The following is a 14101-nucleotide window of genomic DNA, read 5'->3' as shown; positions in this document are numbered from 1 at the left end:
AAAATGGCAAAGGAGTATTATTTGAATGAAAAAGTTTATGCTTATTGTTCTAATGGAGTAGTTCCTTCAACTTTAGTTTCGGTAAGTAATAAAACTGTTAAAAATAAAGGCTCTTTATTTTTAAATACTGATTCTAGATTTTTTCCATTTTCATGTAAATATGGAATATTGATCGCGGCATTATTAGCTGCAACCATTGCTGCAGTGGCGACATTTACTGGAGGATTTTTAGGTGTTGTTTTATTAGGAATAATTATTGGATATGGTATTTGTACGGTATTTACATGGTTTAGTAAATGGCAAAATTTTCATCCCAAAGTATTAATCGATGGAAAAAATGCAATAACAAATACATCATTTATTTCTTGCCCAATAATGGGAGGGAAAATAACCCCAACGTATAGTTACTCTGCTGCATTGGCCCATTCCGGAGTAGTATTGCTACAAACTTCTCTTGATGCATTTTTATTGAGATCGGGAGCTGTAGGACTACAGAAAGTATTTGCAACTTATAGTTTGAAGATGGGGCTAAGTTTTACGGCGATAACTGTTTTGGTAAATTATGCGACAAATGAATATGTTGTACAACCAATTTCAGAATCATTAACTGGCGAAAAAAGTCCTGACGACCTTGCAAGTAAAACAAAAGATATAACCGGATATCCATTGGATGATGATGCAGGCGCTGCCAAATCTTATAATGACTTGTACAGGGTAAATTCAACTATTAATGCCGAGCAACAACAAAGTGCTGACCAGGCCGCTTCAGTAGCTAGGAATAATCCAGTTTTTGGAGAAAGAGGTCAGGCAATTGATGAAGATGTGAGGGTAAAAAACACACAAATCAATCAAGATAAAACTCAGGCAGTAAAGGACTATCGGAAACTATATGAAGCACAGGCCAGAGAAGAAGGAATAAGAGGTCGTGATGTTAAAGGCGATATAACTCGCCAGGCAAGACAATCAGCAGTCAGAGATGCAGCACTCAGAAAAGAAGAAGTACGCATTAGTGCCGAAAATAAAAGAGCAGCTTTAGAGGCTGAAAGAGCGAATGCCGCTTCGGTAGCTAGAAATGGAGAACTTAATAAGTCAACTTTTCCTAAAAAGGTTGGTAAAGTTGCATCTACTATTGGTAATTTTGGTCTGAATTGGGCTGGTATGACAGCTTTAGGAATTTTAAGTAATGTAAATGCACATAATGCCAATCAATGGATAGATGGTTGGGAAAAAGGTTTTAATGATGAAAATGTTAAAGCTTTAGGTATTAATGCAGTTGCTGTTAATAAATAAAATATATGAATAAGCTATTACTTAAATTTGATGATTTTATAGATAAAATAGAACATAAAGTAAAACCACCAATGCATAGGCTGCTTATTTTCATTTTTGTTCCTAAAAGTGGATTCGACTTTGCAATAAGATGGTTTATTTTACTTTTTGCAATTATTGGTGTTTATTTACTTACCTATATCCCTATTTCAAGAGATTTTTTGAATAAAAAAATTACCGGTACAATAAGCTCTTTACAGGTAGGTGTTACCGGGAGCGGAAATATAAGATTTAGTGGTAATGCTGAATATTATTATTTTAGGTTGGATGGTTATAAATGTACTTTTCTAATTAGTAATAAAGGTTCATTTTTGGGAGAGGGAATGATATACAGCGGGATATTTACAAAAGGCAACAGAATAGAAACAACCATTGTAGAGAATGATATTAAACGTCTATTTATAAATGCCCCATCATCATCTATAAAAGGCAGGGAATTCCCAGACCATAAAGATTGTGTGAGAGTTTATGGCATTACTGTAAATGGTGAAAAAATTAATTCAAAATATAATTCGCTTTTGTGTGTCAGTTATTTTAATAATTTTGGTTGGTTAATTCCTTTGTGGATATATTTTATTGGACTCAGCGTAGGAGGGTTAATAATAATAAGATCCAGATATTTTGATAAAAAAGCGGAAAAAATATAAATAAAAGTAAATAATATAATGCCTACAAACTACTATAAAAATTATTTATCAAAAAAAATATATGAATATAAAGCTGTTCATGATTTAAAGTTCGTTGATAATATTGCTGACAAACTGATTTCTGAACATCCAATTCAGTCTAGTTTTACTGTCCGGTTAAGAGCGGAATACTTATTAACACCAAATGAGACAAGTTATGAAGTTATTTATGGTGTTATAAAAATTGCCGATGATGATTTTTATTCATTGCCTGTAATCATACAGTTATATATATATGATTTCCATAAGGTTGCAAGCCATCTATACTTGAGGTTAGATAATAATGGGAGTATCAAGATTATTGAAAACAAAGAAGAAATACAAGAGAAGTGGTTAATTCTAAGAGAAATATTAAGCAATAAAGCGTTAAATAACCCAGACTTAGATGACATGATTAAAGATGGCGATTCGTTGTATGGCGAAAACTTTAGTTTAGAGCAACAGATAATTGATTCTTCTTTTTATAGAGCATTATTTCCTCCTATTTATAATAATGAATTGGAAAAAGATATTTTTCTAAGAGAGGAGGAGATTAAATCGGCATTTAATAAAGATATAACGATACCTGTGGAGGTATTTTATGAAGCAATCGAAGGGAGTAGCGATTCTGATTTTTTTGTAACCACTTATTTTATGGTTGAGTTAATTGATGATATAAATAAACAATATGATCGTTTAGGATTTGACGAGGATTTAACTTCTTACTATTATAAACAGAATACAAGTTATAAATTAGACTCAGATAATAGAATCACTAAAGCAGAAGCAATACAACAAGAAACCATAAATATTAAATTAGATGTATTAGAGCATGTTCATATTACTCTAATAGGTGTCCGCGAATTTTAATTTTGTATCGAAAATCATGGTGGTATTAGATAATTGATTTGGAAGTCTGCTAAAAGCAAGACAGAAGGTAACGGAGCGCATGAGAAGGTTAAACATAAAACTACACCTATGGATGAACATATTTAAATGAAGAAACAGGGAATGGTTGGTGTGCGCCAGATAAAGTTAAATATTTAACAGCTAGTGAACAGATGATGGAATGTTGATATTACTGAAAATCAATTCAAATATAATGTTGAACAGTACTTAACCTACATTATGCCAAAAGATGAGTTTAAAAAGCGCTTTGAAAAAGCAAATGAGTAAGCAAGCTTTAGTGTGGATAGTTGGCGTTTTCGTATTATTCCCCTTATTTGTATTTCTATATAATAAAATCACGGTGCGTAAAAATGATGGGAAAAAGTATTTTAATGATTATTTTTCAAAGATTAAACCATTTGTACTTAGTGTACCAAGTAATGAGAATGATAATTTGCCTAATGTAGAAGCTAATTATGATAGTTATAGAAAAGGAGCAAGTCCCATTGGTTTCAAAGGCTTAATGGGAGATATACAGACTGTTACTTTTTATGATGTCGGCTTTAAAAAATTCTTTATTATTTACTTGTTAGATGTCGATTATCAAAAATACGCTAACATGAGAACAAATTTAAGAAAAAAGAAACTTTTTGCATACCTCAACCAGGATGATCTCAATAATACATTATATGGTACAAAAGAAAAACCAATTCCTGTTTTTAATTTTAAAGGGGTAGATGAACCTATAAGATATTACTCAAATAATGCAGGCTCTATAAATGGGTACAAATATCTTGAGCCCACAACTGAACAGTACAAGCACAATGTTCTAACTTATTTAACCTACATTATGCCAAAAGATGAGTTTAAAAAGCGCTTTGAAAAAGCAAATGAGTAAGCAAGCTTTAGGGTGGATAGTCGGTGTATTTGTCTTATTCCCCTTATTTGTATTTCTGTACAATAAAATCACGGTACGTAAAAATGATGGCGAAAAGTATTATAAGAATTTTTTTGATGCAATAGCTACAGTCAAATTATCAATACCTAAAGACGATCCATATTATCTGTCAAAAGATTATGTAGGATTTGATCACTATCGACAAGGAGCTAGCGCTATTGGTTTTAAAGGTGTAAGTGGTAATATTATTTCTGTTAGATTTAGGGATTCCCTTCTTAAAAAGTATTTTATAGTAAGTGTTTATGATGTTAATGATCAGTTATATTCTCCATTAGCATCTGTTATGTACGGAACTCAGATAAATGCATGGGTAAATAAGGATGACCTGAATAATCCATCATATGGTACAAAAGAAAAGCCAATACCTGTTTTTAATTTTAAAGGGGTCAATGAGCCTGTAAGATATTCCTCAGATAATGCAGGCTCTATAAATGGGTACAAATATCTTGAGCCCACAGCTGAACAGTACAAGCACAATGTTCTTACTTATTTAACTTACATTATGCCTAAAGAAGAATTTAAGCAACGTTTCGAAGGTGGTAAATAGTTACTATACTATAAATATAAGCGAACAAATTTTAGGATAGATAGTTGGCGTTTTCATGTCGTTCTCATTGCCTGTATACTTATACTTGCGAATTCCATTAATCCAGAGGCAATGGCAAAAGAAAAATTAGGCGTATTTGCGATAAAAATTTAAATACGATATATGAATGCGATCAAAAAAATGTGGTTTAGTAACAAGCCATTATTAATAAGTTTATTGGTTTTTTCTTTATTGTTAATTCGAATTATTTTTAGTTCTGTTTACATGTTCAGTAACCTGCATAATGTCAGTGGTACCATACAAAAGATGGATTTATCAAAGGACGGATCAAAAACATATTTAACTCTGAGTCTTCGTAATGATAGTAATATTTACTATCAGAGATATAAAAAAAGGTTTTTTGACAAGAAAGTGCTGGTATTAAATAATGGGCAAAAGATAAATTTTTATACTTCCAATAATCGTTTATATTCAGCTCCACCTTTATGGAATGATGGACAACATACGGGGTATTATTATTATCCTGTTTTTAATATCAATACCTCTAAATCAATAGTTGATGTTTTGCTATTTAATTTTTATAGTCTTAATTTAATAAATTTTCTATTCTATATTTCCATTTTATCCACGCTCCTCTACAGCTTTTTTTACACTGTTCACAGCAAAGGAGTATTTAGGGTTTTGTTTTTGATAATACTTGTTTTTGTTGTTTGGCTATGGTTTCCCTAAATACATAAATTTTTTAAACAGCTTTGGAGGTAGGCTTCTATAGTAAAAGGAGAAAAGGAATCATAGTAAACAGCTTTCAGAACAAGGTGTTGATATGACTATATGTAAAAAATAGGTTGGTAAAAATATGAAAACAGAAACAATACCCTTATTGCTTTATTCATTGCATTATATTGAGGATATAGATGCATCAATTTTTAATGAAGAGGATGTTGAACGATTCAGAGATAGCTTTTCTCTTGAAAAGAGATAAAAAATCCTCCCGGAATTAGAATATGTCATCGCATAGGGCTCTGAATTTGATTTTAAAACACTTATGAGCGGGCCAGAATATTCAAATGAAGATATTTTGTTGTACTTAAAGAAGTTACACGCATTTATAAAACATATGAAACTCTAATAACATAAATATTCCGAACAGAATTAAGAACATATGATGAAATGGAATACCCTAACTTTTTGTAAAAATCAGAAAGAAACTAAGTATGTATTTAAAACTAACTAACATATTATAATTTGAAAAAAATCTTATATAAAATTGATGATTTCGTAGATAAAATCGAAAATTTAATCAAGCCTCCACTTCATCAGGCGATTGCTTTTGTTTTTATTCCCAGAAGTTTAATTGGTGGTGTAGTAAGATGGTTTTTTGTTCTTTTTGCAATTATTGGTGTTTATTTACTTACCTATATCCCTATTTCAAGAGATTTTTTGAATAAAAAAATTACCGGTACAATAAGCTCTTTACAGGTAGGTGTTACGGGGAGCGGAAATATAAGATTCAGTGGTAATACTGAATATTATTATTTTAGGTTGAGTGGTTATAAATGTACTTTTCTAATTAGTAATAAAGGTTCATTTCTGGGAGAGGGAATGATATACAGAGGGATATTTACAAAAGGCAATAGAATAGAAACCACCATTGTAAAGAATGACTTTAAGCGTTTATTTATAAACACCCCATCATCATCTATCAAAGGCAGGGAATTTCCAGACCATAAAGATTGTGTGAGAGTTTATGGCATTACTGTAAATGGTGAAAAAATTAATTCAAAATATAATTCGCTTTTGTGTGTCAGCTATTTTAACAATTTTGGCTGGTTAATTCCATTGTATATTTATTTTATCATATTGTCAGTTTCCTATGGTTTGGTCTTATGGTTTGAAATTAAGGACAGAAGGCGGAAAAAGCTTGGTGTAAAATAAATTCGTTATTCATCCCTTTCACATCTTCTTTCTCTAAATCATCATTATAAAACTAATTCCGTATTTTTGCAGCAAATGGGAACACTCGTAGATTCAGGTATAAAGGGATATAAAAATTACGGAACGCATTTGCGCGAAAAGTATAAGGGGCAACGTGTATTTAAAGTAATTGTAGATGGTGGATTTACCTGTCCAAACCGGGATGGGAGCAAAGGTTTTGGTGGATGTACGTATTGTAATGTAGATTCTTTTACACCCGAACCATCGCGTAAAAATCCAAATATTAAAGATCAGCTCGAAGAGGGCATGTTGAGGGCAAAAACATCTTATAAGGCTGATAAGTATATTGTGTACTTTCAGCCCAATACCAATACTTATGCGCCGGTACATTATTTAAAAATGATGTACGACGAAGCGCTATCGGTTAATACAGAAGATATTGTTGGTTTTGCGGTAGGTACACGTCCTGATTGTATTGATGCGGAAAAGGTTGCGCTACTGGAAAGTTATACCGATCGTTTTGATGTAGATTTAGAGATGGGGATGGAATCCATTTATGATGAAACCCTTGATCAGATTAACAGAGGTTGCAGTCATGGTGAATTTGTTGCTGCAGTAGAACTTTTAAAAGATAGTAAGCTCGATCTCTGTGTGCATACCATTTTTGGCTTTCCATGGGAAACCAGAGAGCAGATGCATGGTTATATCCACGAAATTAACCGTTTCCCGCAAATTAAGTTTGTGAAATTTCACCACCTCCATGTGGTGGAGGGCTCGATAATGGGCGCTAAATATAAAAAAGATCCTTTTAAATTGTTTTCCCTCGAAGAATATACTGATTTACTTTGTGAGTTAATTCCTTTATTGCGTCCGGATATTGTGATTCAGCGGCTTTTTGGTATTTCAGATTGGGATTTGTTGATTGCGCCTAACTGGGGACTTAATAAATCGGCAATTCAGACCTATATGGATAAAGAGATTGAAAAAAGAGGAGTTGTGCAGGGTTCTGCTTATTTTTCTTAGAAATTTAAATTATTCTATTATTTTTTTTAAAAACCCATGAATTTTCATGGGTTTTTGTGTTTTTATCATTTTTTTTGATCTGTTTTTTTAAAATTTTAGCTAAAATAGTGTAAATAGTAGTTAATATGTGATTTTGTTTTTATCAAAAACTTGTATTAAAATAACCTGTATTTTTTGTTATTTTTATTTTTACGGTTTGATTTTGGCTTGTTTTGCAAAAATTAATCGTTTTTATTAAAATATTTAGATTAAATGGTGTAAAAAATGCAATATGTTGTATTTTTATAAAAATAAATCAAGCATATTTAAATTATTTAAACGTTTCAAACAAATTAAGTTAAAAAACTATGGGTAAATTCTCCTTTAAACAGTTCGCGCCTTTTGCGATATTGATGATTGTCGCAATTTTCGCTCTATTTATTCCACTTCTTCCTAATTTTGATGAAGGTAAGTATAGTGGACCAGACATTGCATTTATACTAATAGCAGCTGCACTAGTGTTTTTAATGACTCCAGGCCTTGCATTCTTTTATGGTGGAATGGTTCACCGTAAAAATGTATTGTCTACCATGATTAAAAGTGTGGTAGCGGCAGGAGTAATCACGGTTTTATGGACAGTTGTAGGTTTTAGTTTAGCTTTTGGTGATACCATTGGCGGTTTTATTGGAAACCCTTCCACATTCCTATTCTTTAAAGGTGTAAATTCCGGTGCACCACATCTTCAGGGAGGAGCAGACTTAACTATTCCGCTTTCTTTGTTCGCTGTATTTCAATTAATGTTTGCCATCATTACACCAGGTTTGGTTGTTGGGGCGGTTGCTGAGCGTATCCGTTTTACTTCTTATATTTTGTTTATTGTTTTATTCGCCATATTTGTTTACTCACCGTTAGCACACTGGACATGGCATCCACAAGGTTTCTTGTTTAAAATGGGCGTGCTTGATTTTGCTGGTGGTACTGTAGTGCACATTTCTGCAGGTATGGCCGCTTTAGCTGGTGCATTGGTTTTAAAACGTAGAAAATCTCACTTAGAGCATAAAGAAGTTCCGCCAGCTAATATCCCTTATGTATTAATTGGTACAGGTTTATTATGGTTCGGTTGGTTCGGTTTTAACGCCGGTTCTGCATTAAGCGCAGGTAGTTTAGCTGTTTCTGCATTTTTAACTACAAATACCGCTGCTGGTGCTGCTGGTTTATCGTGGATGTTCTTCGATGTAGCAAGAGGTAAAAAACCTTCAGTATTGGGTTTTTGTATCGGTGCGGTAGTTGGTTTAGTAGCCATTACACCAGGTGCAGGTTTTGTAAGCATCTCATCAAGTATATTTATTGGTGCTATTGCCGCAGTGATCTCCAATCTTGTGGTTTCATGGAAACAAAAAACCAGTTTAGATGATACATTGGATGTTTTTCCTTGCCACGGTGTAGGTGGTATCGTTGGGATGTTGTTAACTGGTGTTTTTGCTACAAAAACGGTAAATGCTGCGGGTGCTGATGGCTTATTTTATGGCAATCCGACTTTCTTTATCACACAATTAAAAGGTGCGGTGATTGTAATCATATTCAGTTTTGTTGTATCATTTGTAATTTTCAAACTGGTAAATCTGATCAATCCAATCAGGGTTTCTGAAGAAGAAGAAGAACTAGGTCTGGATGCTTCTCAACATGATGAGAAATACTCTCAAGGTACTTTATTAGTAGAGGAGAGAGCGATCTATATCGAAAAAAACAGTCCATTAACAGAACCAATTTCTTAAGGATTTTATATATCTAAACTCAAATCAAGCTCAAACATGAAGAAACTTTTAACCGCTATTTTTGCAATGGCCAGCACTACGTGTGCCCTGGCGCAAGAGACCACAACATCACCACTTGAAATTTCAGGATCGGTAGATACGTATTTTAAATATGACTTTGCCAAACGTGGTGATAATATTAAAACATCATTTGCCAGTGATCACAACTCGGTATCATTAGGTATGATTGATATTGCCCTGAAGAAAAAAACAGGTAAAGCTTCATTTGTTGGAGAGCTTTCTTTTGGCCCGAGAGGACAAACGCAATCAATTCCTGATGCGGATGCAGGTGGTTCATCATTTCACATTCAGAACTTGTATGTAAACTATGATTTTACAGATCAGTTTAGCATGACTGCTGGTTATATGGGTACTTTTATCGGATATGAGGTAATTTCGCCGGTTGGTAACTTCAACTACTCTACATCGTACCTGTTTACCAATGGCCCATTCCAGAATGCGGGTATTAAAGCCACTTATAAATTCTCTGATAAAGTGAGTTTGATGGCTGGTGTATTTAACGATTGGAATCTTTATTCTGCAACACGTGGTGTATCTGCAGTTGGCGGTCAGTTAATGGTTGCGCCAGTAGAAGGCTGGACAGCTTATATTAACGTATTGTCTGGCGCAGGTGCTGGTGGCTATGGCACGATTGAAGATTTAACGACTTCATATCAGATTACTGAAAAGTTCAAATTAGGCTTAAATGCGGCTAATTATGATATCGATAATGATGGTGGTGGTTATGCAGGTGCGGCTCTTTATCCTCAGTTCGCTGTTGCAGATGCGGTAACGCTAGGTTTAAGAGGTGAATATTTCAAGTACAAAGATGCAGGTGGTATTCAGGGTACAAAATATACTTCAGTAACTTTTACTGCAAATATTAAATCTGGCGGTTTAACCTTTATTCCTGAGGTTAGATTAGATCATAGCGGAGATAAGCCATTCTTTAAAGAAGGTGGTGCAGTAGTTCCAAATGCTGGTCAGTTCTCTTTGGCAGCGGTTTACGCCTTTTAAGAAATAAAATGTGAATATAAGGCCGTTCTGATGTAAAATCGGAACGGCTTTTTCTTACCTTTAAATATTTAGATTTTTCTATTAACCGATTTCAGATGAAACACCTTCTTTTTATTACTCTTGCTTTTCTTTCCATTCAATTATCCGCACAACAGAAACAGTTTTCTAAAGATGATAACGGTAAATTTATCTATTATAAGGTGGTAGATTCGCAATTGGTAAACAAAGATACTTTACTGCAAAGGGCTAAATCTTTTGTTAATGTGGCGTATAAAAAATCGATGACACAAGAAACTGTTACCGATTCTTCTGTGCTGGCGAAAGGAACTATGGTGATCGATAAAACAATTTTAGTGGCGGGCCATCCAAGCGGAGAAGTAAGTTTTAATTTTGTTTTTGAGGCACGTAATGGAAAATACCGGTTCTGGATAACTGATCTGCTATATATCGCATACCAGCGCGACCGTTATGGAAATTTTGTTGCCGCAACTAAAATTGGAGTGCCTTTAGAGCGTACACCAGGTAAACTTAGCGCTGGTGCATGGAAAGATATTTTAAATAGCGCCTATAACAAAATAGAAAAATTTGGCGATGACTTTAAAAAGTATTTAGCGACCAATAGGGTCGAAAAGGCCAAGAAGAAAACTGAAACCATTTCTACCAAGAAATGGTAAAAGCTTTAAGTTAAAACTTACCAAAGAGTTCTTCAACTTTCTGATAACGGAACTTAAAAATCTCATTAATTTTATTATTCACAATTACCGCATTTGCGATGCTGCCAATCGGTCCCCAACCTATGCTATAGTGTAACGTATCGTGCATTAAAACACCTCCCTCTATTTTTTCGAAATGGTGTTGATGGTGCCAGAAAGCAAATGGGCCGAAACGCTGTTCGTCTATAAAATATTCTTTATCCTTTACATGTGTAATTTCGGTGACCCAGCTCAATTTAATTCCAAATAAAGGAGAAACCTTGTAGGTAATAATTAAACCCGGATACATTTTAGTGTTGGCCATATTTGGCGAGGTAACATCAAAAGTCATGTCTTTTGGAGTAATCTCTGCCAGGTTTAAGGGGGAAGAGAAAAAGTCCCATGCAGTATCTAAATCTATTGGAAGTTTCTGCGTAAATTCTAATCTATATGTTTTCAAGTATTTGTTTAAAGGATAACAACAAAGATGCGGTTTTGTTGGGGATATTTTAGGTTTAACCGCAAAGTTCGCAGAGTGAAGGCGCAGAGATCTCAGAGTTGGATGTGCTAGATCTATTTTACATTTTCATCTTTTTTACCACGAAGGCCACAAAGATAAAGAGTAAGTTTTATTCCTCATTATAAGGTGCGAAGCAATCTTATTACTATGGGTATATTAATAAACATTAAAATTAGCGAAAGCATTAGGATTGCTTCGTACCTCGCAATGACGGGATTTCTCTGTGTGAAATAAAAAAGAACTGCCCTAAAAACGATCTGTCAGGCGCATCGATTATCAACCTAATTCAAAGATTTCTCGACTGCATTGCAATCGCTCGAAATGACGATTATTCGAAAGGATGGCTTAGGCCTCGGACCTCCGACCCCGGACTCCCAGACTAAACCATCATCCCTCTTCCATCCCACATCTTCCATCCTAATGCACCATCTTATCTGCGCAGGTGGAGCTTGCAAATGCTTCCGGTTTAGCTTTAAAAATAAAGCCCATGCTTAAAATATACCCCATGGCATCATTTAGCGCTTTGTTGGATTTAAATAACGGACTGGTATTGATATCTGCATGTACTTCTAAAGCCACATCATAAATGTCAAGTAAATCGCAAATAGAATAAGCGGTTTCGATAGATTTCTGTACTTCCATTAACATTCTTTCTTTGATGCTTACCTGCTGCGTACTCTTTTCCTGATGGATGTACATAAAACCGCCATGATGTTCTCTTAAGAGCACAATCACAGTTGCAAAATCAGTTACTGCACCTTTTACCTGCGAATCGGTACCGATGCAGACTTTAAGTTTAAAGCCATTTTCACTTTCTCTGATAATCGCATTTTCTACTTCTTCCAGGATTGAAGATTGAATAATTTCACCACTAAATTTTTTCCACGTCATACATTGTATTTTTTGAGGTTAACGAATGGTAATCAGGTTTTTATAAAAATAAGCGCTAAAAATTAAATATATGTTAAGCCAGGATTGTTTATTTGCTAACAAAAAGTTAGTTATCAACAAGTTAGTCATAATAGTTTGGATGAACTTCTAATTTGTTGAAACAAATTATTATTCGGTCCGTTAATATTTATACATTCATTAAAATTCTTAATTATGAGAGCAGAATTAATTCAAGAGCTCCAGTTATTACAAAATAGCAGAGCGAATAAATTTGTAGATGAACTGGCAGACAAAATCTTATCTTCGGTTGATGCCGTTAATGAAAAGGTAATATCTTCTATGTCTAAACGCGGTAGCATGTTAATGTTGCTTGATAAAAGACTCAACTTCTCTACCCTTAGGAAGCTGCGGAGCAGATTTTTAAAATCCTAACTAAGGCTACCTTTTTCGCCCTGAAGAGAAATGATTACCTTTATGGCGGAATGATGGAAAATGCCTTAAAAAAATTAAACATTTCTGCACTTAATGAGATGCAGGAGTCTTCTGTAAAAGCAGCTAAGACTGGTAAAGATGTAATATTAATAGCGCCAACGGGTTCGGGGAAAACGTTGGCCTTTTTATTGCCCTTGCTTTCCAATTTAAAAACGGGAGTTAAAGGCGTACAGGCTTTGGTTCTTGTTCCTTCAAGAGAACTTGCACTTCAAATTGAGCAGGTTTTTAAACAAATGGGCACTTCGTTTAAGGTAAATTGCTGTTACGGAGGGCATGCGGTAAGGATCGAAAAAAATAACCTCGCACACCCACCAGCTGTCCTGATTGGAACACCTGGCAGGATCGCTTACCATTTGGAGCATCAGAACTTTGACGAATCTTTTATAGAGACCTTAGTTTTAGATGAATTTGATAAAGCACTGGAGTTTGGCTTTGAAAATGATATGTCTTATATCATTGGCTCGCTGCTTTCTTTAAAACAGCGTATACTTACTTCTGCGACTAAAATGGAAGAAATTCCGGCTTTTGTAAAGTTAAATGCACCTGTTGAAGTTGATTATTCAAAAAATATAGAAGCAAAACCAGATCTAAAGCTCAAAAAAATAACAGTACCTGCAGCCGATAAGTTAGATTACCTATTCAGATTACTGAGTAAAATAGGCAGCAAAAATACATTGGTATTCTGTAACCACAGGGAAACGGTAGACCGGATAAGTGACTTACTGTTCGAAAATGGTTTAGGGCATGATGTTTTTCATGGCGGAATGGAGCAATTTGATCGAGAAAAGGCACTACTTAAATTTAGAAATGGTAGCCATCGGATTTTAATTACAACAGATCTGGCAGCACGTGGCCTCGATATCCCGGAAGTGGAACATATTGTACACTATCAATTGCCCTATACCGAAGATGCCTATATTCACCGCAATGGTCGCACGGCGCGCATGCATGCAAAAGGAACAGCCTACGCCATTTTAACGAGTGAAGAAAACTACAAATACCTGCCTGATGATATTGAGGAGGAAGTTTTAGAAGACCGGTATGTTTTACCACAAGAGAGCGATTGGGTTACCTTATACCTGGCTCATGGTAAGAAAGATAAAATTAATAAAATTGACATTGTGGGCCTGTTTTTACAAAAAGGAGATCTGGTAAAAGAAGATTTAGGACTAATAGAAGTTAAAGATACAACCAGTTATGTAGCTGTAAAACGAAGTAAAATAACCCAATTGTTAAAAAAACTAAACGGCGAAAAAATTAAAGGAAAGAAACTTAAATTAGAGATAGCAAGTTAGAAGATAAGTCAGCAGCCGTAAGTCTGGATAGCTAGATCAAAAATTTTAAGCATTTT

At 34.4% G+C, this 14101-nt stretch carries 15 protein-coding genes; 13 read left to right on the top strand and 2 right to left on the bottom strand.

From position 1 onward, the window contains the following. Positions 1 to 3 precede the first annotated feature (3 nt). From KYH19_RS14200 to KYH19_RS14155, 11 genes are all read left to right on the top strand, one after another. Positions 4 to 1290, top strand: coding sequence for a PAAR-like protein (locus KYH19_RS14200; protein ID WP_219075599.1), 1287 nt, complete (start codon positions 4 to 6; stop codon positions 1288 to 1290). 5 nt (positions 1291 to 1295) lie between these two features. Next, positions 1296 to 1976, top strand: coding sequence for a hypothetical protein (locus tag KYH19_RS14195; protein ID WP_219075598.1), 681 nt, complete (start codon positions 1296 to 1298; stop codon positions 1974 to 1976). 18 nt (positions 1977 to 1994) lie between these two features. Continuing rightward, complete coding sequence (locus tag KYH19_RS14190; protein WP_219075597.1) at positions 1995 to 2864, top strand: hypothetical protein; 870 nt, start codon at positions 1995 to 1997, stop codon at positions 2862 to 2864. 268 nt (positions 2865 to 3132) lie between these two features. Next, a complete protein-coding gene (locus KYH19_RS14185) occupies positions 3133 to 3780 on the top strand; it encodes a hypothetical protein (protein ID WP_219075596.1) in 648 nt (215 codons plus the stop codon). Next, positions 3743 to 4387, top strand: a complete 645-nt coding sequence (locus KYH19_RS14180; protein WP_219075595.1) for a hypothetical protein — start codon at positions 3743 to 3745, stop codon at positions 4385 to 4387. The genes KYH19_RS14185 and KYH19_RS14180 overlap by 38 nt, the downstream gene beginning before the upstream one ends. Positions 4388 to 5243: 856 nt before the next feature. Next, a complete protein-coding gene (locus KYH19_RS24220; RefSeq protein WP_255562426.1) occupies positions 5244 to 5369 on the top strand; it encodes a hypothetical protein in 126 nt (41 codons plus the stop codon). Between the two features lie 263 nt (positions 5370 to 5632). After that, complete coding sequence (locus tag KYH19_RS14175; RefSeq protein WP_219075594.1) at positions 5633 to 6322, top strand: hypothetical protein; 690 nt, start codon at positions 5633 to 5635, stop codon at positions 6320 to 6322. A 75-nt stretch (positions 6323 to 6397) separates the two neighbouring features. Continuing rightward, complete coding sequence (locus KYH19_RS14170; protein ID WP_219075593.1) at positions 6398 to 7345, top strand: TIGR01212 family radical SAM protein; 948 nt, start codon at positions 6398 to 6400, stop codon at positions 7343 to 7345. 347 nt (positions 7346 to 7692) lie between these two features. Beyond that, positions 7693 to 9099 (top strand): ammonium transporter, encoded by a 1407-nt coding sequence (locus tag KYH19_RS14165; protein WP_132402406.1) that lies wholly within the window; start codon positions 7693 to 7695, stop codon positions 9097 to 9099. Positions 9100 to 9135: 36 nt separating this feature from the next. After that, complete coding sequence (locus tag KYH19_RS14160; protein WP_132402403.1) at positions 9136 to 10155, top strand: porin; 1020 nt, start codon at positions 9136 to 9138, stop codon at positions 10153 to 10155. A 95-nt stretch (positions 10156 to 10250) separates the two neighbouring features. Next, entirely contained in the window at positions 10251 to 10829 is a 579-nt protein-coding gene (locus KYH19_RS14155; RefSeq protein WP_219075592.1) for a DUF4468 domain-containing protein, read from the top strand. Positions 10830 to 10839: 10 nt separating this feature from the next. On the opposite strand, the gene KYH19_RS14150 is transcribed toward KYH19_RS14155, so the two are convergent. Then, positions 10840 to 11307: an SRPBCC family protein gene (locus KYH19_RS14150; RefSeq protein WP_219075591.1), complete on the bottom strand. Its 468-nt coding sequence runs from the start codon at positions 11305 to 11307 to the stop codon at positions 10840 to 10842. 477 nt (positions 11308 to 11784) lie between these two features. Continuing rightward, positions 11785 to 12258, bottom strand: a complete 474-nt coding sequence (locus KYH19_RS14145; RefSeq protein ID WP_121283513.1) for a ribonuclease H-like YkuK family protein — start codon at positions 12256 to 12258, stop codon at positions 11785 to 11787. Positions 12259 to 12471: 213 nt separating this feature from the next. Between KYH19_RS14145 and KYH19_RS14140 the strand changes: the two genes are divergently transcribed. Both KYH19_RS14140 and KYH19_RS14135 read left to right on the top strand, forming a co-directional pair. Further along, positions 12472 to 12690, top strand: coding sequence for a hypothetical protein (locus KYH19_RS14140; RefSeq protein ID WP_219075590.1), 219 nt, complete (start codon positions 12472 to 12474; stop codon positions 12688 to 12690). Positions 12691 to 12740: 50 nt separating this feature from the next. Then, positions 12741 to 14045, top strand: coding sequence for a DEAD/DEAH box helicase (locus KYH19_RS14135; RefSeq protein ID WP_193424739.1), 1305 nt, complete (start codon positions 12741 to 12743; stop codon positions 14043 to 14045). Positions 14046 to 14101 lie beyond the last annotated feature (56 nt).

The sequence above is a fragment of the Pedobacter sp. D749 genome (assembly GCF_019317285.1).
GTDB lineage: Bacteria > Bacteroidota > Bacteroidia > Sphingobacteriales > Sphingobacteriaceae > Pedobacter.
The sequence above is the reverse complement of the archived record's forward strand: the minus strand, read 5'-3'. Positions and strand labels throughout refer to the sequence as shown.